The sequence below is a fragment of the Sneathiella aquimaris genome (assembly GCF_026409565.1).
In the GTDB taxonomy this organism is placed as follows: domain Bacteria; phylum Pseudomonadota; class Alphaproteobacteria; order Sneathiellales; family Sneathiellaceae; genus Sneathiella; species Sneathiella aquimaris.
Genome location: NZ_CP112881.1, coordinates 1,154,170 through 1,177,485 on the forward strand (window position 1 = coordinate 1,154,170; position 23,316 = coordinate 1,177,485).

The window sequence follows — 23,316 nt, forward strand, 5'->3', positions numbered from 1 at the left end:
TAGAGAGAGGCAATTAACATGGCTTATGGTGCAGCAGCAGCTCATGATGACCATACTCCCAGAGGTTGGAAACGCTGGGTTTATTCAACAAACCATAAAGATATTGGAACCATGTATCTTATATTCGCGGTTATTGCGGGTATTATAGGTGGTGCAATGTCTGTCTTTATCCGGGCTGAACTTCAGATGCCGGGTGACCAGTTCCTGAACGGGAACTACCACTTTTTTAATGTTGTCGTGACAGGCCATGGCCTGATCATGGTGTTCTTTATGGTGATGCCAGCCGTGATTGGCGGTTTTGGTAACTGGATCGTCCCCCTGATGATCGGGGCGCCGGATATGGCCTTCCCGCGAATGAATAATATTTCATTCTGGTTATTGCCGCCTGCGCTTGGTCTTCTGTTGATCTCCATCTTTGTGGAAGGTCCGGCCGGTGCAGATGGTGTTGGTGGTGGCTGGACAATGTATCCGCCGCTCGCGTCTTCCGCAGGTCAGCCTGGTATGGCAGTGGATTTTGCAATCCTCAGCCTGCACGTCGCTGGTGCATCGTCAATTCTGGGTGCCATCAACTTCATTACAACCATCTTCAACATGCGTGCACCTGGTATGACCATGCATAAGATGCCGCTGTTTGTCTGGTCAGTTCTGGTTACGGCCTTCCTGCTTCTTCTGTCTTTGCCTGTTCTTGCCGGCGCGATCACAATGCTGCTGACCGACCGGAATTTCGGAACAAACTTTTTCGTTCCTGAAGGCGGCGGAGACCCAATCCTGTTCCAGCATCTTTTCTGGTTCTTTGGACATCCTGAAGTGTATATCATGATCCTTCCAGGTTTTGGTATCATCAGTCAGATCGTCTCGACCTTCAGCCGCAAACCTGTATTCGGCTATCTGGGTATGGCGTATGCGATGGTCGCTATCGGTGGCGTCGGCTTTATCGTGTGGGCTCACCACATGTATACGGTCGGTATGAGTGTTGATACGCGGGCTTATTTCCTTGGTGCAACTCTTGTGATTGCGGTTCCGACTGGCGTGAAAATCTTTTCTTGGATTGCGACAATGTGGGGCGGCTCCATTGAATTTAAAGCACCAATGATCTGGGCCCTTGGCTTTATCTTCCTGTTCACCTTGGGTGGCGTGACCGGTGTGGTCCTGGCCAATGGTGGTCTGGATGTGATTTTGCATGATACCTATTATGTTGTTGCTCACTTCCATTATGTGCTGAGCCTTGGTGCGGTGTTTGCCATTTTTGCCGGTATTTATTACTGGTTTGGCAAAATGACGGGTTACAATTATTCTGAAACCCTGGCCAAACTGCATTTCGCTGTTACGTTTATCGGCGTGAACATGATTTTCTTCCCAATGCACTTCCTCGGACTTGCCGGAATGCCTCGTCGTATTCCTGATTATCCGGATGCATTTGCTGGATTTAATGCGATCGCCTCTTACGGTTCGTATATTTCAGCGTTCGGTGTGTTTATCTTCCTGTTCACTGTTGTACATGCTTTCATGCGCGGCGAAAAAGCAGCTGATAATCCGTGGGGTGAAGGCGCAACGACTTTAGAATGGACGTTGACGTCACCACCACCTTTCCATCAGTTCAATGAACTGCCTGTAATTAAGTAACGACGGAGTGCTTGGTGTCTGACACAAGTATCATTCGGGACACAGAAGCTCGCGCTGATTATTCATCGGCGCGAGCAAGTGACTATTTTGCCCTCTTGAAACCAAGGGTGATGTCGCTTGTCGTGTTCACCGGCTTGGTCGGATTGGCCGTTGCACCGGGTTCTTTGCATCCTGTTCTTGCGTTCACAGCATTGCTTTGCATCGCGGTTGGGGCAGGCGCATCCGGTGCGATTAATATGTGGTATGATGCCGATATTGATCAGGTTATGGAGCGGACAAAAAACCGTCCTGTACCGTCTGGAAAGGTAACAGCGAACGAGGCTTTGGCTGTTGGCGTAAGCCTATCAGTTGCTTCAGTCGTTTTGATGGGGCTCGCAATTAATCTGGTGGCAGCTGCATTGCTGGCGATCACCATCGGGTTCTACATTTTCGTTTACACAATGTGGCTGAAACGTCGGACACCGCAGAATATTGTTATCGGCGGCGCAGCTGGCGCTTTTCCTCCCATGATCGGGTGGGCTTCTGTGACCGGTGATGTCAGCATTGAATCGATTGTTCTCTTCGCCATTATTTTTATGTGGACACCTCCACATTTTTGGGCTTTGTCCTTGTGGCGGGATATCGATTACGCGAAGGCCGGTGTTCCTATGTTGCCGGTTGTTGCCGGCCGGGAGGCGACCCGCAAGCAGGTCGTTATCTATAGTGTTCTGCTGTTCCCAGTGGCAGTGATGCCTTATTTTCTGGGATATGCTGGTCTTTTTTATGGTATTGGATCGGCAATTCTGGGCGGTATCTTCCTGTTCGGTGCGTTAAAGGTCTGGGTTAAGAAAGACGAGAAAAGCGCGAAACAGCTTTTTGCTTTTTCTCTTCTGTACCTCTTTTTAATTTTCGCCATATTGCTTGGTGAAAACATCGTGAAAGGCATTTTGTAAAATGGCTGAGGACGATGAACGCAAAAAAATGCGTAATCGCAATCTGGTTGTCGGCGGCATATTGTTTGCCCTCGTTATTCTTTTTTACCTCATCACTGTTGTAAAAATGACGGGAGCTGGTGGATGACGACTGAGACTGCAAAAAAATCGAAACGCCTTGCTGTCGTTCTTGTTGGACTGGCTGCGGGCATGGTGGGGATGGCTTATGCCGCTGTCCCACTATACGATTTGTTTTGTCGTGTTACGGGATATGGCGGAACCACCCAGCAGGCGTCTATGGCGTCAGATGTGATTCTGGATCGGGAGATTACTGTCGGGTTTGATGCGAACACATCGCGGAAAATGCCGTGGGAATTCAAACCAGTCAAAAAAACGATTACGTTAAAGATTGGCCAGACGGGATTGGCTTTTTATGAAGCTTATAACCCGACCGATCAGACGATTACGGGAACGGCATCCTTTAATGTGACGCCACAAAAAGTTGGTCAGTATTTTACAAAGATTGATTGTTTTTGTTTTACTGAGCAAACCTTGAAGCCGGGGCAACGGGTAGATATGCCGGTGACATTCTTTGTCGATCCGGAAATCGCCAGTGATCCAAATACAAAAGAAGTGGAAACAATTACATTGTCCTACACTTTCTTTCCGATAGAACCGGAAGAAGAAACTGAGGAAGAGACTGTTTCCAGCGTTGATAACGCGGCAAAAAAAGCCGTAGAAACTAACTAACCCTTTTGGGGGTCCTATTGATAAAACCGGGGGGAATCCGGTTAGATTGCAGGAGTTGAAGATGGCAGATTCACACGCCAAACAACATGATTACCATCTCGTCGATCCGAGCCCATGGCCGGCATTGGCGTCTTTGTCTGCTTTTATTGCCGCCATTGGCGCGGTTATGTGGATGCATGACAAGGGCTTTGCGGTATTCACCATCGGTATGATCATGTTGCTGTATACCGCCTATGTCTGGTGGCGCGACGTTGTCAAAGAAGGCGAGCATCAAGGGCACCATACACCTGTGGTCCAACTTGGACTTCGCTATGGCATGATTATGTTTATTGCATCAGAGGTTATGTTCTTTGTTGCATGGTTCTGGGCCTACTTTAATGCGGCCTTTTTCCCAACGGAAGCCGTTGGCAGCGTTTGGCCACCAGAGGGAATTCAAACCTTCGATCCATGGACTCTTCCCTTTGTGAATACATTAATCCTGCTGACATCCGGGACAACAGTGACATGGGCCCATCACGCTTTGCAGCACGGTGATCGGAAGGGGCTTATTCAAGGCCTTATCCTGACTGTGATCCTGGGGGCAGTTTTCTCAGTCGTTCAGGGATATGAATATTCTCATGCGGCCTTCGGGTTTACTGACGGGATTTATGCGTCAACCTTCTATATGGCCACTGGTTTTCATGGTGCGCACGTTTTGATCGGAACGATCTTCTTGTTGGTCTGTTTGATCCGGGCGACTAAAGGCCACTTTACTGAAAAACACCATTTCGGTTTTGAAGCTGCTGCCTGGTATTGGCACTTTGTTGACGTGGTATGGTTGTTCTTGTTCGCCGCCATTTACTGGTGGGGTGCCTAAGACGCCTTCCCCTTCCGGCCGGCTAACGTCTGGTCGATATTGAAAAGCTGCGCAGAACACCATTCCTGCAACTGCTGTTCACGCAGATCAATTGAAAACAGGCCTCTCTCTTGCCGAGGGGCCTGTTTTTTTGTGCATTGAAATTCATTGTAATTGCCATGCCGGACCTTTAAATGGAAACAAGAGTATCCTATGGTAAATCTCAATTTTGAACCAAAGACGTAAGTCCCATATCATGAAAAATTTTTCTCCCGGTTTTTGGCCAACGGTCATGACTATTCCCATTGTTATCGTGCTGCTCACTTTAAGCATCTGGCAGCTAAACCGTTACGCCTGGAAGGTAGAATTGATTGACCATTTGTCAGCTCAATTGGCCCTGGACCCGGTTGATTTGCCAACAGGCGATGTTGTACTTTCCGAATGGGAACACCGCAAGGTTCGCCTGCGCGGAGAATTTCTTCACGAAAAGGAAATTCACCTTTTCAGCCATGCCGACAAAGGGCGTAAGGGGTTTCAGATAATAACCCCCTTTAAACGGGCTGAAACCGGGCAAATCTATCTGGTTAATCGGGGTTGGGTGAACGAAGGGTTCAAGGATCCTGAAAATAGGACTGAAGGCTTAATAAGCGGCGTCGTGAACGTCACAGGGGTTGTTCGGAAACCCTGGACGAAAAGTTATGATTTTCTGCCGGATAATAACCGGGCAACCAACGTCTGGCTGTATGGCGACCTTGCCCAAATGGCGGCGCATCAAAATGTAGAAGCCGCACCGTTTTTTATTGAACTCGACGCAACTCCTGTTCCAGGCGGATGGCCAATTGGCGGGCAAACGCGTATCTCCATACCCAATAATCATCTGGAATATTTCATTACCTGGCTGGGCCTTGCAGCAGCAATGCTGGCGATTTACATTTTTTACGGTATCGGTAAAGCCAAGAAAAAGGATTAGAGATCCAAGTATGTCTGCATATGCGAAATTAGAGCAGCTTTTTCATAAGCGGTCTGTTCTTTCGGGGGCGAGCGCCATTCTTCATTGGGACAACGCCGTCATGATGCCAGACGGCGGGGCGGAAAGCCGGTCAGAACAATTGGCAACGCTTGGCCTTATGTCTCATGAATTGCTGAAGGGGCCGGCCGTGGAAAACTGGCTGGAAGAGGCTTCTTCTGAAACCCTTGATGAGTGGCAAACAGCGAACCTGAGGGAAATGAATAACCAATGGCGTCATGGGAACGCTGTTGAAGGCTCTTTGGTTGAGGCGTTGTCGCGAGCAACGTCACAATGCGAAATGACCTGGCGCGCAGCGCGCGAAGAAAACGACTTTTCAGTCTTGCAAGAAGAGTTGGAGAAGGTTGTTTCCTTGACGCAGGAAATGGCCATGGCGAAGGCAGAGGCCTTCGGTGTAACGGCTTATGATGCGCTGCTTGATCAGTTTGAACCCGGCTGCACCGCAGAGGCAATTGATGTCCTGTTTGACGATTTAGGGGCTTTTTTACCGGGCTTCCTGGATCAAGTTTTGGAAAAACAACGCGTAAATGGCCGCGGTGAAAAACCCGAAGGGCCTTTTCCGATAGAGGTTCAGCGCGATCTTGGCGAAGCCTTCATGAGGGCGTTGACCTTTGATTTTAATCACGGGCGTCTTGATACCAGCCACCATCCTTTTACAGGGGGAACACCAGACGATGTCAGGCTAACGACCCGTTATGAAGAGGATGATTTCACCCAAAGCCTTATGGGAACGTTGCATGAAACGGGTCATGCCCTGTACGAGCAGAATTTGCCGCTTAAATGGCGTCATCAACCGGTTGGTCAGGCTCGTGGCATGGCGATGCATGAAAGCCAGTCGCTTCTGATTGAGATGCAGCTTTCTCGAGGTCCGGAATTTCTCCAATACGCCATCCCGATTATTCGCGATGCGTTTAAAGGAGAGGGTGAAAATTGGACATTTGCAAATCTGAAACAGTTTTATCATCGTGTAGAGAGGGGCTTCATTCGGGTAGACGCGGATGAAGTGACCTATCCCCTTCATGTTATTTTACGGTACCGATTGGAAAAGGCGCTTTTATCGGGGGATTTAAAAGTCAAAGACCTGCCGGGTGCCTGGAATGAAGGGATGATGAGTTTGCTGGGCGTAACGCCGCCCAATGACCGGCTTGGCTGTCTTCAGGACATCCACTGGCCAGGAGGCGCGATCGGTTATTTCCCGACTTATACAATGGGCGCACTGGCTGCAGCTCAATTGTTTGAGGCTGCAAGAAATGATCTTTCTAACATGAACGCAGACATCAGAGCCGGAAAATTTGAACCGCTTGTGGGCTGGCTTAAAAAACATGTTCACCAAATGGGGAGCCTTAAAAGCACCGATCAGATGTTGGAAGACGCCACCGGTAAAAAAATGGGGACAGACGCCTTTAAAGTCCATCTGACTGATCGTTATCTTAAAGGCTAATTTACCTGTAAATCTGCTGAATTTAAGTATAGAACATTAGGCTGTTTGATTTGAGGCCGCAATTCCTAACTGGAGAGACACGGTGCGATACATAAGTACACGCGGGGAAGCACCAGCGTTAAATTTTGAAGATGTGGTTTTAACTGGTCTGGCCAGAGACGGCGGGTTGTATGTTCCGGAAACCTGGCCGCAGATGTCTCATCAGGAAATTCGTGATCTCGCTGGTGAAAGTTATGCCGAGGTTGCAGCGATTGTTCTTCAACCTTTCCTTGGCGATAGTGTGAGCCCGTCTGATTTTAGGCAGATGACGGAAAAGGCGTATGGGGCTTTCTCCCATAAAGCCGTTGTTCCTCTGTCACAGCTGGATGCCAACGATTTTTTGATGGAGCTGTATCACGGCCCGACTTTGGCTTTTAAGGATGTGGCACTGCAACTGTTGGGGCTGCTCTATGATCACCTGCTTGGCCGGAAAAACAAAAAAGTAACGATTGTCGGTGCTACATCCGGGGATACAGGCTCTGCTGCGATTGAAGCCTGCCGGGGCCGGGATGCGGTAGATATTTTTATCCTGCATCCTGCCGGAAGGGTGTCTGATGTACAGCGCCGTCAAATGACGACTGTCTTGGACAGTAACGTGCACAATATTGCTGTTGATGGTGATTTTGATGACTGTCAGGCGCTAGTAAAAGCCTTGTTTAATGATCTGGATTTTCGGGATCAGTATGCGGTATCCGCTGTGAATTCCATTAACTGGGCCCGGGTTATGGCGCAAATCGTCTATTATTTTACGACGGCGATTAGTCTGGGAGGACCAGGACGGGCCATTTCATATTCGGTGCCAAGTGGAAATTTTGGTGACATTTATGCCGGTTATTGCGCGGCTAAAATGGGTTTGCCAATTGAACAATTGATCGTAGCGACAAACCGGAATGATATTCTGTCGCGGTTTTTTAATACGGGCGAATATATCAAAGAAGGTGTTGATCCCACCATTAGTCCCAGTATGGATATTCAGGTCTCCAGTAATTTTGAACGTTTTCTGTTTGACCTTTACGGGCAGGATGGCGCTGCCGTGAAAGAGATGATGCGGCAACTGGATGAAGACGGAGGATTTACCGTTAATATGTCACAACTCAATAACGCTACTTTCTCGGCCGCAAAATGCGACGAGCAGGAGACATTGGATGTGATTGCAAAAACCTTGAAGGAAAATGGCAAACTGGTTGACCCGCATACTGCTGTCGGCCTGAAAGCCGCGGCGGACTGCCGTAGGAATGTGAAAACACCAATGGTGACGTTAGCGACGGCTCATCCTGCTAAATTCCCGGCTGCTGTAGAAAAAGCGACTGGGCATTATCCTGAGTTACCAGGGCATATGGCCGATTTATTTGAACGGGAAGAAAAAATGGATCATCTGCCTAATGATCTTTCCTCCCTGCAAACCTATATTAGAGAACGGGCGCGTATTTTAAGCGCTGATTGACAGAAAGTTATCGAATGAACCTTCAGGTTTCTACGCTAGAAAATGGGATGCGGGTCATTTCTGATCCCATGCCCAACCTTGAAACATCTGCCGTTGGTGTCTGGGTTGATACCGGGGCCCGCCACGAGACACCGGAACAAAATGGCATCTCCCATGTTCTTGAGCATATGGCATTCAAGGGAACGGAGACCCGTTCCGCCTATGATATTGCTGAGAGCATCGAGGCTGTTGGTGGACATTTGAACGCCTACACGAGCCGCGATCAGACCGCGTATTATGCGCGCGTTTTAAAAGACGATCTGGGTCTGGCAACGGAAATACTGTCTGACATATTACAACATTCAACCTTTGATCAGGACGAATTGGCCCGTGAAAAAGAAGTGATTGTTCAGGAAATCGGCCAAACGAATGATACGCCGGACGATATCATTTTTGATCACCTTCAGGAAACTGCATATGCAAATCAGGCGGTGGGACGTTCTATCTTGGGAACTGCAGAGCGGGTTCGTGGTTTTACGCGCGAAACAGTTTCCGGATATATGAAAGATCGCTATTTGGCCCCGCAACTTGTTCTGAGTGCATCCGGAGCGGTTGACCATGACGAATTGGTCCGCATGGCAGAGGATATGTTCTCTGGTCTTGCAAAAGAGGGTCAAACAGGGATGGAAGACGCCCGTTATACCGGTGGTGACTACCGTGAAGCGCGTGATCTGGAACAGGTTCATTTTGCGCTATCCGTGCCAGGACTTTCCTATCAGGACGAAGATTTTTATGCAGTTCAGGTTTTATCCGGGCTGCTGGGCGGTGGGATGTCATCGCGTTTGTTTCAGGAAGTGCGGGAAAAAAGAGGGTTATGCTATTCCGTTTTTGCGTTTTCGTCTTCTTTTGCGGATGCAGGGTTATTCACTGTATATGCAGGAACCGGCGCGGAACAGATTGGTGAACTGGGCGGCGTTATCTGTGATGAGTTAATTCGCGCAACCAGTGATATCACAGAGGCTGAGGTTGCCCGTGCCCGTGCACAACATAAAGCGGCACTGTTGATGGGGCAGGAAAGTCCAGCAGCCAGATGCGAAGTCCATGCCCGCCAGATGTTGATCTATGACCGTGTTATTTCTCCTCAGGAAATTTCTGAAAAGATCGAAGCGGTTACGCCGGAACATCTGCAAAAAGTGGCGAAAAGGCTGTTTTGTAACGTTTCTCCAACGATTGCGGGTCTGGGACCAATTAAAAATCTTGATAAATTCGATCACTTTGCGGCAAGATTTGCAGGCTAGGCTTTTTTCTGGCTTGTCTGCATCTCTTACCCAAAGGAAATGTCTTTGGATGATTTGAATGTAATCAACAGGTTTTTATATTTTGGCGCCCAAAAGCCGGTTGTGTCCGACCGGCTTTATATCCGCTATCCAAGGCTATCAGACTGGCAGCAATGGTCTGCGGTTCGGACGATTAGCCGGGATCATCTGGTCCCGTGGGAACCTGTATGGTCACCCAATAATCTCAGTAAGGTGAATTTTAAAGCGCGGCTTCGGCATTACGCTCGGGATGCACGCGAAGATATAGGTCATGCCTATTTTCTGTTTCGAAAAGACAATCATCAACTGATCGGTAGCATAACGCTGAGCAATATACGGCGGGGTGTTTCGCAAACCGGAAGCATTGGTTATTGGACTGGGCTGCCTTATATCCGAAAAGGTTACATGTTCGAAGCGTTATGTGCCTTGCTGCCGTTTATTTTTGAACATCACAGACTGAGGCGTGTTGAGGCCGCCTGTGTACCAGAGAATGCGGCCAGTGGATCCTTGTTGAGAAAAGTCGGTTTCATTGAGGAAGGGCGTGCGCGCGAGTATTTATGCATCAATGGAACCTGGCAGGATCACCTTCTTTTTGCGTTGCTGGAGTCAGATAAAATTAACAGCACCGGCCCTCAGGCGTGACCAAGGTCAGAAGATAAGAGGCCCGGGTCAAATCCAAGTTTGTTAATTGCCGCTTGCCACTTTTTCTCTAGTTTCTCACCAAAAACCAGATCACTGTCGGCCTCGACAACCAGCCAGCCATTTCCCTGAATTTCCTGTTCCAGCTGACCGGGTCCCCACCCAGAATACCCCAAGGCAAGAAAACTGCTGTCTGGTCCATTTCCTTCTGCCATGCATTGGAGCATGTCTAACGTCGCGGTGAGGGCAATGCCTTGACCTATTGGAATAGTTGTTTCGTGCACAAGATCGGTTGAATGAAGGACAAAGCCTCGTTCTGTTTCAACCGGGCCGCCAAAGTGGATATGTGGATTAGTTGACCTGGCGGTAACCGGAATATCAAGTTGGTCGAGCAATTCCTTAAAGGAAAGGACGCCCAGATCCTTGTTTAAGACAATGCCCATGGCACCGTCTTCAGTATGCGAGCAGAGCAGAATGATGGAGCGTTTGAACCGCGGGTCGGGCATTGTGGGCATTGCGACCAGTATTTGACCTTCGAGATATCCTGTATCAATTTTTGTGCCTGTCATGATCTCTCTTTAGTTTTTGTGTTTAACCCTCATCATATCGATGAAATAATTGTGACGTGCAACCTGAGCATATTGCCCTATATTTTAAAGCATTACGAACTCAATAACTATTAATCTGGTGCTGGGCTTTTAAAAAATGAAGAAGAAAATTCTGGTTTTTATCGGAAGCGTCACTTCTTTCAGCGTTTTATTTTTATCTTTACTGGCGTTTGCTGCGCAAGGGCAGGTATCAAAAACGAACCTGATTTCAGGCGTTCAGGCCGTCGGCGATGATGCAGTTATCATGATGGGACTGCATATTGCGTTGAATAAAGGATGGAAGACCTATTGGCGAAGTCCAGGGGATGCCGGTATCCCGCCGCAGTTTAATTGGTCAGGATCTGAGAATATCGAGAAGGTGGAAGTTCTTTGGCCCAAGCCTGTCGAATTTAGCAGCGCTGGCCTTTCATCCTGGGGATACAAGGATGAAGTTGTCTTTCCGTTACGGGTGACGTTAAAGCAGCCGGGTCAAGCCGTTCGGGCCAGTCTGGATGTGTTTTACGGTGTATGCGAGATGGTTTGTATCCCAGTGAAACAGGAAGTTGCCCTCAGTCTGCCCCAAGGACCTGCCGAAACGTCGAAGGATGCACCGCTAATACAATTATTTGCTGAGCGGGTTCCGTTGTTACTGTCGATGTCAAACCAGGTTCATGATATGAAGGTTGAATCAAATGGAACACAGGGACTGACAATTACAATCAAGTCTGACCTTCAGTTTAACAATCCGGCTTTAATCCTCGAAGGGGAACAAGGGGATTTTTTCCAGATTTCGCCTAAGACCACTAGTCAAGCAGCGGGCTATCTGGTTTTTACTGCGACAGCCGACCTTGCACGCAAAGGGCCGCCCTTAAAAGGGCGGAAAATAACCGCGACAATTCTCGATAAGGGGGTTGCTGTTGAAGGCCAAATAACTGTTAAATAGATCTATTGGATTATGCGGATCAGCCAGGTTACAAGGCAAGATCTGTAAACTCGAGTGAAGAAAACAAACTACCACATAGGGAAAAAAGTATGACAATCAAAGTAGGCGATAAACTTCCAGCAGGTGAATTGATGGAAATGACCGGAAGCGGTCCTGCAAAACTCTCTGTTGAGGAAATTTTTGGCGGTAAGACGGTTGCTTTATTTGCTGTTCCGGGCGCCTATACCCCAACATGTTCTGCAAAACATCTTCCAGGTTTTGTTGATAATCTTGAGTCTCTGAAGTCAAAAGGCGTTGATGAGGTGATTTGCCTGTCCGTCAACGATCCTTTTGTGATGGCTGCATGGGGTCAGGCGCAAGCGGCAGGTGAAGTTCGCATGCTCGCCGATCCAGATGCTGCATTCACCAAAGCAATGTCTGTTGAATTTGACGCGTCCGGCGCTGGTCTTGGTGTTCGTTCTCGCCGTTATTCTATGCTGGTTGAAGACGGAACAGTGAAACAGCTCAACCTGGAAGAAACAGGCGGCTTCGAGGTTTCTGATGCAGAAACTTTGCTCGGCCAGCTATAAGGTATATTCTTAATATATGACGAATGGGGGAAGAGCTTGCTCTTCCCTTTTTTCTATCGAACTGTTTCCATTCCCTGGTTTGCGAGCTCATCAGCTTTTTCGTTACCGGGGACACCGGCATGCCCCTTAACCCATTTCCATTCAATTTGATGACGGGCAATGGCGTCGTCCAGCAAGACCCACAGATCCTTGTTCTTGACCGGTTTCCTGGCGGCCGTTTTCCAACCGTTCTTTTTCCAGTTTACCATCCATTTTGTAATGCCATCCTTGACATAAGTGCTATCCGTATGCAGTTCGACAACTGATGCGCGTTTAAGTGCGTCCAACGCTTTAATAGCCGCGGTTAATTCCATACGGTTATTTGTGGTATCGGCTTCGCCTCCGCATATTTCCTTGATTTTACCGTCACATTCCAGCATCGCGCCCCATCCGCCCGGACCGGGATTTCCAGAACATGCTCCATCTGTGTAAATAACTACTTTTTTACCGCTCAAAATGACACCTTTAGGGATGATTTCTAAGTTCAGACCCTTCCTAACACATTCATAGATAAAGGAGGTCTGTAAAATTTGATGCAATTAACAGAATATTAGGTGCTTTTTGTCAAAATCGAAGACTAGGAACAAAGTCTTGATAACGGTAACGGCTGGGAGCTCCCATGAGCACAACACAAAAGAAGATGTATTCTGCAGAAATCAGGCAGCTTCAAAAAGATGGCAACGAAACACAGAGTTCTGTCGTGGGGGAAGGAATAAGCCAGCAACAATACCAGGAATTGCTGGATGCTATTAACTCTGTAAGAGAGGACATCAATAACGCTGATCCATCTTCTGCTGCCACGGCTGCAGTCAATGAAGCCGTGATGGAAGATTTCAAGAAAGAATTCGCCGAATCACTCCAGTTGAAAAGTGAGCTTGAAGAGTTATCACGTGTCATTCTGGACACTCGGCGCGAAATCGCGTCTTTGAACGCTCATGATTCCGGCCCTAAAATCCACGCAATGACCGACCAGTTGGACGCCGTTGTTGGCGATACTGAAGGGGCGACTAACGCAATCCTTGAAGCGGTAGAGGTTATTGAAGACAAAAACGAAAGCCTTCAGTTGAACGCGACAGATCCTGACGAAATTGAAATTACCGAAGGCATTAGCAACGCGATAATGAAAATCTATGAAGCCTGTAACTTCCAGGACATTACAGGGCAAAGAATTTCCAAAGTCGTTGGCACGCTAAAATTTGTCGAAGACCGTATCGCTGCCATGATCGATATCCTTGGTGGAGATGGCGAACTGGCAGAAATTGAAACAATCAGCCAGCCGTCTCGTATGGACGGTGAAGTTGAACTTAGTGGACCAACTGTCGAAGGCCACGAAATCAGCCAGGACGAAATCGACGCCCTGTTCGATTAAGGAAGGTCGATACCAAATTCTGCGACGGATTTTACGTCTCGCAGAAAGCGGATTTTCTGTAAATATTCTGACGGGTCTTTTGGTTTTACCAAGGCCCCGTCAATCTGATTAATCCAGTCATACAACCGTGTTAGATAAAATCGCATTGCTGCCCCGCGAGATAAGAGGGGGAGGGCTTGGAGTTCGGTTTTTTCCAATGGCCGGGCGCGTTGATAGCTGTTTAGAAGACGCCGGGCCTTTGTAATGTTAAAGCTCGCATCACTTTCAAAACACCAGGCATTCAGGCAGACAGCAATATCGTATGCCAGGAAATCATTGCAGGCGAAGTAATAGTCGATAACGCCGCTAACCTGACCGTTCAAAAAGAAGATGTTATCCGGAAACAAGTCTGCGTGAATGACACCTTCTGGCAGATTTTCAGGCCAGTTTTTCTCCAAATCGCCAATTTCTGTGGAGATCTCGCTGATTTCCCGTTTTGAAATGAGGTCGATACCCTTACTGGCAAGACTGGCCTCAAAAAGGGGACGCCAGCTGTCTATGGTCAAAGAGTTGGGTCTTTGTATTTGAAATCCGCCACCCGCAATGTGTAAATCAGCCAGTGAACGCCCCAGCAGGGCACAGTGTTCAGGGGAGACGCGCCGCATCGACCGGCCTTCAAGAAATTCGATTAAGGCGGCAGGTTTGCCCGCAACGCGGGACAGGCTGTCACCGGTTTTGGTTTTAACCGGGCGCGGCGAAACATATCCATGATCTGCAAGATGTTCCATCAATCCGAGGAAAAAAGGCAGGTCTGCTTCATTTACCCGTTTTTCGTAGATCGTTAGAATATAATGTCCAGTTTCTGAATGAAGCAGAAAATTGGAATTTTCGACCCCTTCCGCGATCCCCTTACAGGACAGTATCTCGCCTATGGGATAATCCCCGGCAATCAGATCAAGATCATCGTCAGATATGTCGGTGTAAACAGCCATGGTGGTTCTGCCATTCCTATTCTTATTCGCTCACATTTTCCAATTCGCGCGGAAGTTTGAACGTTACATGCTCTTCGGTCTTTACAACTTCTTTTATGGTTACGTCATACCGTTTTGCAAAAGCATCAGTTACCTCTTCAACAAGTGTTTCCGGGGCAGAAGCGCCGGCTGTTATCCCAATCGTCTGGCAGCCTTGCAGATTGTCCCACGGGATGTCCGTCGCCCGTTGAACCAGTGATACATGCTGGCAGCCGATCTTTTTTGCAACTTCCACCAAACGCATGGAATTTGACGAGTTTGGTGCGCCGATGACCAGAATACCATCACATTGCGAGGCAAGTTCCTTTACGGCGGCCTGCCGATTGGTCGTCGCGTAACAGATGTCTTCTTTCTTGGGTGCCGCGATTGACGGGAAACGGCGGCTTAACGTCGCGACGATGTCTCTAGTTTCATCAACAGATAAGGTTGTTTGCGTCAAATAGGCAAGCTTGCCATCTATATTTTTTGGCTCAAAATTCTCGGCATCCGCAACCGTTTCGACCAGACTGATTTCTCCCGCGGCCAATTGTCCCATTGTGCCAATGACTTCCGGGTGCCCTTTATGGCCAATCAGAATAATTTCCTGACCGTCCTTTTTGTGCCGTTCTGCCTCCCGGTGGACTTTGCTGACCAGTGGGCAGGTTGCATCAATGAAGAACATTTTCTTTGCTTCTGCCTCGGCTGGAACTGACTTTGCAACACCGTGCGCGGAGAAAATGACAGGGACGTCAGCGGGGACATCTGACAGTTCATCAACGAAAACAGCCCCCTTTTTTTCCAGATTTTCAACCACATAACGATTGTGAACAATCTCATGGCGGACGTATACGGGAGCGCCATATTTTACCAACGCTTTTTCAACGATTTGAATCGCTCGATCAACGCCAGCGCAGAATCCGCGCGGAGCGGCGAGAAGAAGAGTTCTTTTTTCACGTGTCATACCATCCACCTCCGGCAGAAATAGCTGAATTATTCCTGCTTTTCAGAATTATCCAGCAACAATGCGCCGCGTCGCTTGCTAAAAGGAGCCGTCCATCCTAAATTCGGCGAATTAGTACATCAATTTCCAGATGAACACCAGTGTGAGACGTACTAATCCGGTCATAGAATTTGGAATAATGAAAGAAAAGCAGGGTATGATACGTTTTTTCAGTCGCGGAAAACTTGTAGCTTCGATGATTTCACTGTCTTTGTTAAGCGCGTGTAGTGGATCTTTTGATGCGGCCCTGCCAGATATTTTTAACCCAAATAAAGTCGTCCTGCCGTGCCCTGCCGTTTCAGTTCTGCCAAACGCGGACACAATTACCGTTTTTCAGGATGGCCCGGGCCGCGATCTTGTCGATGTCGAATATGAGGGGATTATCGCACCTGTCAGCGGGGAGTGTTTTTATGAAAATGATGATACCGAACTGGTCGTGGAGTTAATTTTGCGAATTGGTGCGATCAAAGGGCCGGCGGCGAAAGGCCAAACCCATACATTCCCGTTCTTCGTTGCGATTGCAGACAGCTCACGCCGGATTTTGACAAAGAAGATCCTGCAAAGTCCGGTAGAGGTTGCAGAAGGTCGGCGTCGGGGTGCTGTTCAGGAAGAGATTGTACAGCGAATCCCTTTGCCAACCAATCGGGACGGCCGTGATTATACGATCGTTTTAGGACTGCAACTCACCAAGGAAGAGCTGGAATATAACCGTAACAAAGTCAACTAACTACGGCACCGGGACGCGGACCCGCTTTCAAAAACGACTTATCGTCAAATGACCTTTCGAACATGTTCAAGGAAGGAAGAAACATTGTCTTCCAGTCCTTTTGAATGTTCCTGAAGGGTGTCGGCTTCGGTAAGGAGTTTTTTACTGGTGGCGGAGGTTGCCTCCGTCGATACTTTTACAGTCTTGATATTATTTGACACCGATACAGTGCTTTCAGAGGCACTTGCAACACTTTGCGCAATCTCCTGAGTGGCCGCATTTTGCTCATCCATGGCCGAGGAAATGGCGGTGACAGCATGGTTGATATCGCTGACCGATGAATTGATTGTCTCCATGGAAGAGACGGCTTCATCCGTCGCGTTTTGAATATCAACAATCTGCTTGCTGATATCTTCGGTTGCCTTTGCTGTTTGATTGGCCAGATTTTTAACTTCGTTGGCAACGACCGCAAAGCCCTTACCCGCATCGCCCGCCCGGGCGGCTTCGATGGTGGCATTCAAGGCCAGAAGATTTGTCTGGCTCGCGATATCCTCAATCAGCTTCACAACTTCGCCAATTGATTGGGCGGCGAGTGCCAGACCTTTGATTTTCGTATTTCCGCTATCGGCCATTTGCGAGGCCGTTTGGGCATTTTCAAGAGAGTTCCGAACTTGTCGTCCGATTTCCTGAATAGAGGCTGACATTTCTTCAGCTGAACTTGCAACCGTTTGAAAGTTAGAGGAGGCATTTATCGCAGCATTGTTGACATTATCGACCTGTGTTGCCGCATCACTTGCATGACTTGAAAGGAGATCGGCTGAATGGTGCAACCCTTCGGCGCTCTCATATATTGATTTTGAGACGCTGCCGATTGTGTGTTCAAACTGATAAATGACGTCGCTGAATTCATTCGTTCGATGCTCAAACATGTTTGTGCATTCATTAATGGTGGCAGCCGTGCGCTTGAAAGCACCATCCATGTCAAAATCAATAATTCGGCGGTAATATTTCTGGTCGGCCACATGTTGCATGGATGCTGCGGCTTCCCTCATAAAGGCATCAGTCCGATCTGCTAATTCGTTGATGGACCACATTAATTCAGTGAGCTCGGTGCCTTCTTCTATGTGGGAAATTCGGGCTTCAAAATCACCCACGGCCAGTCGTTTGCAAATATTTTCAACTTTTTTGATTTCGTCAGCGGAATGGGAGGGAGTTTGAAATCCGGTATGGGTCATATCGCCCGCCCGTGCTTCCAGCATCAATCTCATATTGTCCCGCTCCTGCATCGCTTTTCGGGCATCCCGCCTGAACTTAATTGCGACAACAGCCACTGCCACCAAAGCACCGACAAATGCAATGGACATGAAGTTGAACGAATTTTGAGTATACAGGTAAATCGCGAAGGCCGCACTGGTAACAAGGGCGGCTCCAATTACGGGCGAAATGGATTTAAAGAGAGAAGAGCCATTTGTCATAGTTGCCTCCTTGATCCTGGATAAATGTTGAGAGCAAGCCAAGGGAGGCATTTAATCCTTCTTTCGGCGACGAATGGGATTTCTCTTCGGCAACAAGTTTCTGATAGAAGGGGGCGATTATTTTGGTGACGATGTCTGGATCGACGGCCCGCCTGTTGGAATGGTATCCGACTGTGACGTCATCTTGAACAGAAGGGGTTACATGAGCGAAGACCCAGTAGTAATCACCGTTCTTGCACAGGTTTTTAACATAGGCAAAGACTTCATTGCCTTTTTCCAGCTGATCCCACAAATAATGGAAAATCGCTCTTGGCATATCTGGATGGCGGATCAGGTTATGTTGGACCCCAAGTAGTTCCGGTTCGGAAAAATCTGATATCTCCATAAATTTCCGATTTGCGTAGGTAATTTTACCACTGAGATCTGTCTTACTGACAATGATTTCTTTTCTGCCAAGATGGCGTTCCTGATCTGTGGGCGGAGTGTCTGGGCGCATTCTGTTTTAAACCATCTTTGTTTCACAGTTCTATTTCCCCCACAGTGGCTCAAAATGGTTAATACTTTGTAATATTATTAATTTACTGTTGTTAAAGGCAGCAAGAAAATAAAGATCGAAATGATCTTAGTTCGCAGGAAGGTCGTTTGTTCGTTTGACAGAACGAAAAGCTTGGCTATTATCACGGCTTCATACAGATGATCCCTGCGGGAGAGATGGATTTATCCATCGCCGAAGGAGCAACCGCCCCGGAAACTCTCAGGCACCCGGACCGCAGGGGGATGAAACTCTGGAAAGCAAATTACCGTTGGTAATTTCACCGAAGGGGTAAGCGTTAGAATCCAGTAGGATTCGCAACGTCAAATCTCTCAGGTCCTTAAGACAGAGGGGGTTGCTTTCGGTACAAGTGTATCGCGGCATAACCTCTTTGCTGGATTGAGATTTCTTATGGTAAACACTTCTGATGTTAATCGGACCGTTCTTTACGACCTTCATATAGAGCTAGGCGCCAAAATGGTCCCCTTTGCCGGGTATGATATGCCTGTGCAATATCCTGATGGAATTATGAAGGAACATTTACAAACCCGCGAATCTGCCGGGTTGTTTGATGTGTCTCATATGGGGCAGGTAGTGATCACCGGGAAAGATCCTGCAAAATCCATTGAAAAGCTTGTTCCCGGCGATATCCAGTCCCTAAAAGATGGCGAAATGCGCTACAGCTTTTTTACAAATGAGCAGGGCGGTATTCTGGATGATCTTATTATCACCCGCCGCGAGAATGATCTGTTTGTTGTCGTGAACGCTGCCTGCAAAGAACAGGATATTGCCCTTCTAAAAGACGGATTGGCGGGAGAGGCCGTTGTTGAAGAACTGACAAACCGGGCTCTTGTCGCTTTGCAGGGCCCAAAAAGTGCCAGCGTTTTAGCGCGTTTTAATCCGGAAGTGGCGACTATGCCATTTATGAGTTTCAAGGAACTCGAGATCGATGGCATCCCGTGCTTTGTAACCCGGTCAGGGTACACAGGTGAAGACGGGTACGAAATTTCCATTCCAAATGAAAACGCCGTTGCAATTTGCAAGAAACTCCTCGCAGAGGAGGAAGTCGCCGCCATTGGTTTGGGGGCGCGAGACTCCTTACGTTTGGAGGCAGGCCTGTGTTTGTATGGCCATGACCTGACAACAGAAACAACGCCCGTGTCAGCGGGCCTGTTATGGGCAATCAGCAAACGGCGACGGGAAGAAGGCGGATTTCCCGGCGCCGATATTATTGTAAAAGAAATTGCGGACAAGCCAGCCATGAAACGCGTTGGAATTCTGCCTGAAGGGCGGGCACCCGCAAGAGAACATACAGAAATTGCAGATATGGACGGAAATGTTGTCGGCGAGATTACGTCCGGCGGATTTGCGCCCAGCCTGCAGGCACCGATTGCCATGGGCTATGTTCCTTTGGGACTCGCAGCTGCCGGAACAGAAGTTCAACTTATTATCCGCGGAAAAGCAAGGGCGGCAAAAATCGTCAAGATGCCGTTTGTCGAACAAAGATATTACCGGGGCTAAGTCCTCAAACCTGAAAATTTAGATTGAATTTGGGAAAATCAGATGAGCATTAAATATACCAAAGATCACGAATGGATTTCCATTGAGGGTGACATCGCGACCGTCGGCATTAGTGATTACGCACAGCAGCAACTGGGCGATGTCGTTTTTGTCGAAGTCCCCGAAGTGGGCGCTAACCTCGGAAAAGGGGATGAACTTGCTGTTGTTGAAAGTGTTAAAGCGGCATCAGAAGTTTATGTTCCAGTTGCCGGTGAAGTTGTTGAGGTGAACGGTGATCTTGAAGATACGCCTTCTCTGGTAAATGACGAAGCGTTGGGCAGTGGCTGGTTTGCAAAGCTTAAAGTCGCTGACGCCTCTGAACTGGACGATCTGATGGATGAAGATGCGTACAAGTCTTATATTGAAGGTCTTGGCTAATGAGATATATGCCGCATACCGCTGCCGAAAGGCAGGCGATGCTGGAAAAAATCGGTGTTGGGTCGGTTGATGATCTCTTCGTTGATATTCCAGAGGACGCTAGACTGAAAGGCCTGTTGGATTTGCCTAAACATGCACCCGAGATGGATGTGGATGCGCAGATGCAAGCCTATGGCGCGAAAAGTCTTTCGCCGACAAAAGCCCCCTTTTTTCTAGGGGCTGGTGCTTATCGACATCACGTTCCTTCGGTTGTTGATCATTTGATACAGCGATCAGAGTTTCTGACTGCCTACACGCCCTATCAGCCGGAAATCAGTCAGGGAACGCTGCAGGCGCTGTTTGAATTTCAAAGTCAGGTGGCATTGATCACCGGAATGGATGTGGCAAACGCTTCCATGTATGACGGTGCAACATCCTGTGCGGAAGCCGTCTTGATGGCATGTCGTGTGACACGGCGCAAAAAAGCAATCCTGTCCGGTAATCTGCATCCGCATTACCGCGAAGTTACTCAGACAACGCTGCAATATACTGATTTTGAAGCTGTCGAATATCCAACAGTCCCAATGGGAGATGAGGATTACACAGCGGGTCTTGGAAAAGATATTGCCTGTGTTGTTGTTCAGAACCCGGACTTCTTTGGTCGTTTGCAGGATCTTAGTGACCTTGCGGAACAATGCCACGAAGTCGGGGCATTGCTGGTCGTTGTTGTGAACGAAATTGTATCACTGGGCGCGGTAACACCGCCCGGAGAGATGGGGGCTGATATTGTTGTGGGTGAGGGACAGTCTATTGGCGTTCCTTTGTCTTATGGGGGGCCTTATGTTGGTCTGCTTGCAACGCGCGATAAGTTTGTCCGGCAGATGCCCGGCCGGCTGTGCGGCGAAACAACGGATCAAGAGGGAAAACGCGGTTTCGTTTTAACCCTTTCCACGCGAGAGCAGCATATCCGCCGAGAAAAGGCGACCAGTAATATCTGTACCAACGCTGGTTTGTGTTCATTGGCGTTTAGCATTCACATGAGCCTTCTGGGAGAAACTGGTCTTGCCAAGCTTTCAGAAATCAATCATGGCGAAGCGGTTACGGTCGCTGAAGCCATTGATTCTTTGGAAGGTTTTGATGTTCTGAACGACACTTTCTTCAATGAATTTACGGTGAAATTACCATGTTCTGCCGAAAAAGCTGTCGAAGCGATGGCTGATAACGGTGTTTTGGGTGGTGTCCCTGTCTCGCGGCTTATCCCTGGAAATGCTGCTTTGGACAACCTGCTGCTCGTTGCGGTCACCGAAACAGTAAAAGCAACCGATGTTGAAAAATTGGTTTCTGCCCTGAAGGAGCTTGTCTGATGCTAAACAATGTTGGACGTCCGACCCGTCCCGGTGAATTGGATGAGGCACAGGCCGTTTCTGATACCTTCACGGGAAACCGGGCGCTTAATCTGGAAACACCTCTCATTTTCGAACAAGGGGTGACTGGCCGCGTTGGTGTTGATTTGCCGGAACCTAAAAAGGTAAAATCCCGTCTTGGGGGGCTGGATCGCAAAAAAGCGACTGGACTACCCGATTTGTCAGAACCGCAGGTTCTTCGCCACTATGTTCGGTTAAGTCGTCAAAATTATTCCATTGATGCAGGCTTTTATCCTCTGGGTTCCTGCACGATGAAACATAATCCGCGCATCAATGAAAAAGCAGCGCGGATTGCCGGTCTTGGCGATATCCATCCTTTACAGCCAATAAGCACCGTTCAAGGGGCGCTTGCCCTTATTGATGATTTGGGTCATTGGCTGAAAACCATAACCGGTATGCCAGCCGTTGCTATGTCTCCTGCGGCTGGTGCCCATGGTGAGTTATGTGGTGTTATGGCCATACGGGCCGCGCACGAAGCAGCCGGAGAAGGTGCGCAACGGAACCGCATTCTTGTTCCTGAGTCAGCACATGGTACCAACCCTGCAACCGCAGCTCTATGCGGATATAAAGTCGACGCTGTGCCGGCAAGGGCTGACGGTCGCATGGATATGGAGGCCTTTAAAGCCAAGCTGGGACCCGATGTTGCGGGTGTTATGCTGACCAATCCAAATACCTGCGGTCTGTTTGAAAATGACGTCAAGTTGATTGCCGACCTGGTGCATGAAGCTGGTGGGTATTTTTATTGTGATGGTGCAAACCTGAATGCCATTTTGGGCCGGACCCGTCCGGGCGATCTTGGTGTTGATGCGATGCATATCAATCTGCACAAAACCTTCTCAACGCCTCATGGTGGTGGTGGTCCGGGTTCAGGCCCAGTTGTGTTATCTGATGCCTTGGCGCCTTTCGCTCCTGTTCCTTATGTGGTTAAGGACGACAGCGGTTATCGGCTTCAGGAACATGTGGAGGGGGATGCGGAAAACAGCTTTGGACGCATGAAGACCTATCATGGACAGATGGGTATGTTTATCCGGGCGCTGGCCTATATGCTTAGCCATGGTTCAGATGGACTGCGGCAGATTGCCGAAGATGCCGTTCTGAACGCCAATTACATTCGCGCTGGCTTAAACGATGTGTTGCATGCACCCTTTGATGGAGTTTGTATGCATGAAGCGTTGTTCGATGACAGTACTTTGAAGGACACTGGCGTTACCACACTGGATCTGGCAAAGGCGATGATTGATGAAGGATATCATCCGATGACGATGTATTTTCCTTTGGTTGTTCATGGTGCGATGCTGATTGAACCGACAGAAAGCGAAAGCAAAGAAACTTTGGATTTGTTCATCGGGAGCATGCGTTATCTGATCGATAAGGCAAAAACCAGCAATGATCCGACTGTTTTTTCTCAGTCTCCGCAATATGCGCCGAGGCGTCGCCTGGATGAGACCGGGGCCGCCCGGAAGCCGATTTTGAGATGGAAACCATCTGAACAATAAGATCGGTTAAGAACCTGCAACGCCCGCCATAAAAATGGCGGGCGTTTTTTTGTGGGATGGTCAACAGGGGCCAAGCCTATCCCCTTTTACGAGGAGGAGAGGGAAATTGATACCAAACAGCGTGATAAGGCGCTCATTCGCGCTTTAACGCAGTTCTATGAACGGATTTCAGGGCGGTAAAGCTCCGCCATCTACTTCCAATGATCCTTACTTAAGGGAAAGACGCTTTCCATGAAATATCGAAGGCATAAAAAAACCCTGCATCG

General features: G+C 48.5%; 24 protein-coding genes and 2 riboswitches. Of the genes, 18 read left to right on the plus strand and 6 right to left on the minus strand.

The genetic code is table 11. From position 1 onward, the window contains the following. The first annotated feature begins 18 nt into the window (after positions 1-18). The 10 genes from ctaD to OIR97_RS05295 all read left to right on the plus strand — a co-directional run bounded on the left by ctaD (position 19) and on the right by OIR97_RS05295 (position 10,007). Positions 19-1,623 carry a cytochrome c oxidase subunit I gene (gene ctaD, locus OIR97_RS05250; protein ID WP_169544540.1) on the plus strand — a complete coding sequence of 535 codons (1,605 nt, stop codon included), beginning with the start codon at positions 19-21 and terminating at the stop codon, positions 1,621-1,623. Between the two features lie 14 nt (positions 1,624-1,637). Continuing rightward, entirely contained in the window at positions 1,638-2,555 is a 918-nt protein-coding gene (locus OIR97_RS05255) for a heme o synthase (protein ID WP_169544541.1), read from the plus strand. 1 nt (position 2,556) lies between these two features. Next, a complete protein-coding gene (locus OIR97_RS05260; RefSeq protein ID WP_267177796.1) occupies positions 2,557-2,682 on the plus strand; it encodes a hypothetical protein in 126 nt (41 codons plus the stop codon). Beyond that, complete coding sequence (locus OIR97_RS05265) at positions 2,679-3,284, plus strand: cytochrome c oxidase assembly protein (RefSeq protein ID WP_169544542.1); 606 nt, start codon at positions 2,679-2,681, stop codon at positions 3,282-3,284. The genes OIR97_RS05260 and OIR97_RS05265 overlap by 4 nt, the downstream gene beginning before the upstream one ends. Before the next feature lie 61 nt (positions 3,285-3,345). Further along, positions 3,346-4,140 carry a cytochrome c oxidase subunit 3 gene (locus OIR97_RS05270; RefSeq protein WP_169544543.1) on the plus strand — a complete coding sequence of 265 codons (795 nt, stop codon included), beginning with the start codon at positions 3,346-3,348 and terminating at the stop codon, positions 4,138-4,140. 271 nt (positions 4,141-4,411) lie between these two features. Further along, entirely contained in the window at positions 4,412-5,089 is a 678-nt protein-coding gene (locus OIR97_RS05275) for an SURF1 family protein (protein WP_169544544.1), read from the plus strand. Positions 5,090-5,099: 10 nt separating this feature from the next. Next, a complete protein-coding gene (locus tag OIR97_RS05280; protein ID WP_169544545.1) occupies positions 5,100-6,587 on the plus strand; it encodes a carboxypeptidase M32 in 1,488 nt (495 codons plus the stop codon). 82 nt (positions 6,588-6,669) lie between these two features. After that, the gene (thrC, locus tag OIR97_RS05285) at positions 6,670-8,070 is read left to right on the plus strand and encodes a threonine synthase (RefSeq protein WP_169544546.1); all 1,401 of its coding nucleotides are present in this window, start codon (positions 6,670-6,672) and stop codon (positions 8,068-8,070) included. Between the two features lie 14 nt (positions 8,071-8,084). Continuing rightward, positions 8,085-9,347 (plus strand): M16 family metallopeptidase, encoded by a 1,263-nt coding sequence (locus OIR97_RS05290; RefSeq protein ID WP_169544547.1) that lies wholly within the window; start codon positions 8,085-8,087, stop codon positions 9,345-9,347. A 45-nt stretch (positions 9,348-9,392) separates the two neighbouring features. Further along, positions 9,393-10,007, plus strand: coding sequence for a GNAT family N-acetyltransferase (locus OIR97_RS05295; RefSeq protein WP_219821664.1), 615 nt, complete (start codon positions 9,393-9,395; stop codon positions 10,005-10,007). Here OIR97_RS05295 and OIR97_RS05300 read toward each other — a convergent pair. Next, positions 9,998-10,573, minus strand: a complete 576-nt coding sequence (locus tag OIR97_RS05300; protein WP_169544549.1) for a YqgE/AlgH family protein — start codon at positions 10,571-10,573, stop codon at positions 9,998-10,000. The two genes, OIR97_RS05295 and OIR97_RS05300, sit on opposite strands and share 10 nt — an antisense overlap. A gap of 136 nt (positions 10,574-10,709) precedes the next feature. Here OIR97_RS05300 and OIR97_RS05305 point away from each other — a divergent pair, with 136 nt between their 5' ends. Together OIR97_RS05305 and OIR97_RS05310 are read left to right on the plus strand one after the other, a co-directional pair. Next, positions 10,710-11,534, plus strand: coding sequence for a protein-disulfide reductase DsbD domain-containing protein (locus OIR97_RS05305; RefSeq protein ID WP_169544550.1), 825 nt, complete (start codon positions 10,710-10,712; stop codon positions 11,532-11,534). 89 nt (positions 11,535-11,623) lie between these two features. After that, positions 11,624-12,103: a peroxiredoxin gene (locus OIR97_RS05310; protein WP_169544551.1), complete on the plus strand. Its 480-nt coding sequence runs from the start codon at positions 11,624-11,626 to the stop codon at positions 12,101-12,103. A gap of 53 nt (positions 12,104-12,156) precedes the next feature. Here the strand turns inward: OIR97_RS05310 and rnhA are convergent, their stop codons facing one another. Continuing rightward, the gene (gene rnhA / locus OIR97_RS05315) at positions 12,157-12,597 is read right to left on the minus strand and encodes a ribonuclease HI (RefSeq protein WP_169544552.1); all 441 of its coding nucleotides are present in this window, start codon (positions 12,595-12,597) and stop codon (positions 12,157-12,159) included. A gap of 164 nt (positions 12,598-12,761) precedes the next feature. Here rnhA and OIR97_RS05320 point away from each other — a divergent pair, with 164 nt between their 5' ends. Beyond that, positions 12,762-13,511, plus strand: a complete 750-nt coding sequence (locus OIR97_RS05320; RefSeq protein ID WP_169544553.1) for a protein phosphatase CheZ — start codon at positions 12,762-12,764, stop codon at positions 13,509-13,511. Here OIR97_RS05320 and thrB read toward each other — a convergent pair. Both thrB and ispH read right to left on the minus strand, forming a co-directional pair. Further along, positions 13,508-14,482, minus strand: coding sequence for a homoserine kinase (thrB, locus tag OIR97_RS05325; RefSeq protein ID WP_169544554.1), 975 nt, complete (start codon positions 14,480-14,482; stop codon positions 13,508-13,510). The genes OIR97_RS05320 and thrB overlap by 4 nt on opposite strands. 22 nt (positions 14,483-14,504) lie before the next feature. Further along, entirely contained in the window at positions 14,505-15,461 is a 957-nt protein-coding gene (gene ispH / locus OIR97_RS05330; protein ID WP_169544555.1) for a 4-hydroxy-3-methylbut-2-enyl diphosphate reductase, read from the minus strand. Positions 15,462-15,657: 196 nt separating this feature from the next. On the opposite strand from ispH, the gene OIR97_RS05335 reads away from it, so the two are divergent. Beyond that, positions 15,658-16,227: a hypothetical protein gene (locus tag OIR97_RS05335; protein ID WP_169544556.1), complete on the plus strand. Its 570-nt coding sequence runs from the start codon at positions 15,658-15,660 to the stop codon at positions 16,225-16,227. Between the two features lie 44 nt (positions 16,228-16,271). Here the strand turns inward: OIR97_RS05335 and OIR97_RS05340 are convergent, their stop codons facing one another. Beyond that, complete coding sequence (locus tag OIR97_RS05340; protein WP_169544557.1) at positions 16,272-17,681, minus strand: methyl-accepting chemotaxis protein; 1,410 nt, start codon at positions 17,679-17,681, stop codon at positions 16,272-16,274. After that, positions 17,656-18,177 (minus strand): PAS domain-containing protein, encoded by a 522-nt coding sequence (locus OIR97_RS05345; protein WP_169544558.1) that lies wholly within the window; start codon positions 18,175-18,177, stop codon positions 17,656-17,658. Before OIR97_RS05345 ends, OIR97_RS05340 begins: the two co-directional genes overlap by 26 nt. Before the next feature lie 197 nt (positions 18,178-18,374). Continuing rightward, positions 18,375-18,461: riboswitch (glycine riboswitch) on the plus strand. 3 nt (positions 18,462-18,464) lie between these two features. After that, a riboswitch (glycine riboswitch) is annotated at positions 18,465-18,564 on the plus strand. Between the two features lie 60 nt (positions 18,565-18,624). Here OIR97_RS05345 and gcvT point away from each other — a divergent pair. The 4 genes from gcvT to gcvPB are packed head-to-tail and all read left to right on the plus strand — an operon-like array spanning position 18,625 to position 23,050. Then, positions 18,625-19,734 (plus strand): glycine cleavage system aminomethyltransferase GcvT, encoded by a 1,110-nt coding sequence (gcvT, locus tag OIR97_RS05350; protein ID WP_169544559.1) that lies wholly within the window; start codon positions 18,625-18,627, stop codon positions 19,732-19,734. Between the two features lie 42 nt (positions 19,735-19,776). Next, positions 19,777-20,151: a glycine cleavage system protein GcvH gene (gene gcvH / locus OIR97_RS05355; protein WP_169544560.1), complete on the plus strand. Its 375-nt coding sequence runs from the start codon at positions 19,777-19,779 to the stop codon at positions 20,149-20,151. Beyond that, complete coding sequence (gene gcvPA, locus OIR97_RS05360; RefSeq protein ID WP_169544561.1) at positions 20,151-21,494, plus strand: aminomethyl-transferring glycine dehydrogenase subunit GcvPA; 1,344 nt, start codon at positions 20,151-20,153, stop codon at positions 21,492-21,494. The genes gcvH and gcvPA overlap by 1 nt, the downstream gene beginning before the upstream one ends. After that, positions 21,491-23,050: an aminomethyl-transferring glycine dehydrogenase subunit GcvPB gene (gene gcvPB / locus OIR97_RS05365; protein ID WP_407696675.1), complete on the plus strand. Its 1,560-nt coding sequence runs from the start codon at positions 21,491-21,493 to the stop codon at positions 23,048-23,050. Before gcvPA ends, gcvPB begins: the two co-directional genes overlap by 4 nt. The last annotated feature ends 266 nt before the right edge of the window (positions 23,051-23,316 follow it).

Excerpts from the sequence above, each read along its gene's own strand:
- ctaD (WP_169544540.1), top strand. The coding sequence starts at position 19 with ATGGCTTATGGTGCAGCAGCAGCTCATGATGACCATACTCCCAGAGGT.
- OIR97_RS05260 (WP_267177796.1), top strand. The coding sequence starts at position 2,557 with ATGGCTGAGGACGATGAACGCAAAAAAATGCGTAATCGCAATCTGGTT.
- OIR97_RS05265 (WP_169544542.1), top strand. The coding sequence starts at position 2,679 with ATGACGACTGAGACTGCAAAAAAATCGAAACGCCTTGCTGTCGTTCTT.
- OIR97_RS05270 (WP_169544543.1), top strand. The coding sequence starts at position 3,346 with ATGGCAGATTCACACGCCAAACAACATGATTACCATCTCGTCGATCCG.
- OIR97_RS05275 (WP_169544544.1), top strand. The coding sequence starts at position 4,412 with ATGACTATTCCCATTGTTATCGTGCTGCTCACTTTAAGCATCTGGCAG.
- OIR97_RS05280 (WP_169544545.1), top strand. The coding sequence starts at position 5,100 with ATGTCTGCATATGCGAAATTAGAGCAGCTTTTTCATAAGCGGTCTGTT.
- OIR97_RS05290 (WP_169544547.1), top strand. The coding sequence starts at position 8,085 with ATGAACCTTCAGGTTTCTACGCTAGAAAATGGGATGCGGGTCATTTCT.
- OIR97_RS05300 (WP_169544549.1), bottom strand. The coding sequence starts at position 10,573 with ATGACAGGCACAAAAATTGATACAGGATATCTCGAAGGTCAAATACTG.
- OIR97_RS05305 (WP_169544550.1), top strand. The coding sequence starts at position 10,710 with ATGAAGAAGAAAATTCTGGTTTTTATCGGAAGCGTCACTTCTTTCAGC.
- OIR97_RS05310 (WP_169544551.1), top strand. The coding sequence starts at position 11,624 with ATGACAATCAAAGTAGGCGATAAACTTCCAGCAGGTGAATTGATGGAA.
- OIR97_RS05320 (WP_169544553.1), top strand. The coding sequence starts at position 12,762 with ATGAGCACAACACAAAAGAAGATGTATTCTGCAGAAATCAGGCAGCTT.
- thrB (WP_169544554.1), bottom strand. The coding sequence starts at position 14,482 with ATGGCTGTTTACACCGACATATCTGACGATGATCTTGATCTGATTGCC.
- ispH (WP_169544555.1), bottom strand. The coding sequence starts at position 15,461 with ATGACACGTGAAAAAAGAACTCTTCTTCTCGCCGCTCCGCGCGGATTC.
- OIR97_RS05335 (WP_169544556.1), top strand. The coding sequence starts at position 15,658 with ATGATACGTTTTTTCAGTCGCGGAAAACTTGTAGCTTCGATGATTTCA.
- OIR97_RS05340 (WP_169544557.1), bottom strand. The coding sequence starts at position 17,681 with ATGACAAATGGCTCTTCTCTCTTTAAATCCATTTCGCCCGTAATTGGA.
- OIR97_RS05345 (WP_169544558.1), bottom strand. The coding sequence starts at position 18,177 with ATGCGCCCAGACACTCCGCCCACAGATCAGGAACGCCATCTTGGCAGA.
- gcvT (WP_169544559.1), top strand. The coding sequence starts at position 18,625 with ATGGTAAACACTTCTGATGTTAATCGGACCGTTCTTTACGACCTTCAT.
- gcvH (WP_169544560.1), top strand. The coding sequence starts at position 19,777 with ATGAGCATTAAATATACCAAAGATCACGAATGGATTTCCATTGAGGGT.
- gcvPA (WP_169544561.1), top strand. The coding sequence starts at position 20,151 with ATGAGATATATGCCGCATACCGCTGCCGAAAGGCAGGCGATGCTGGAA.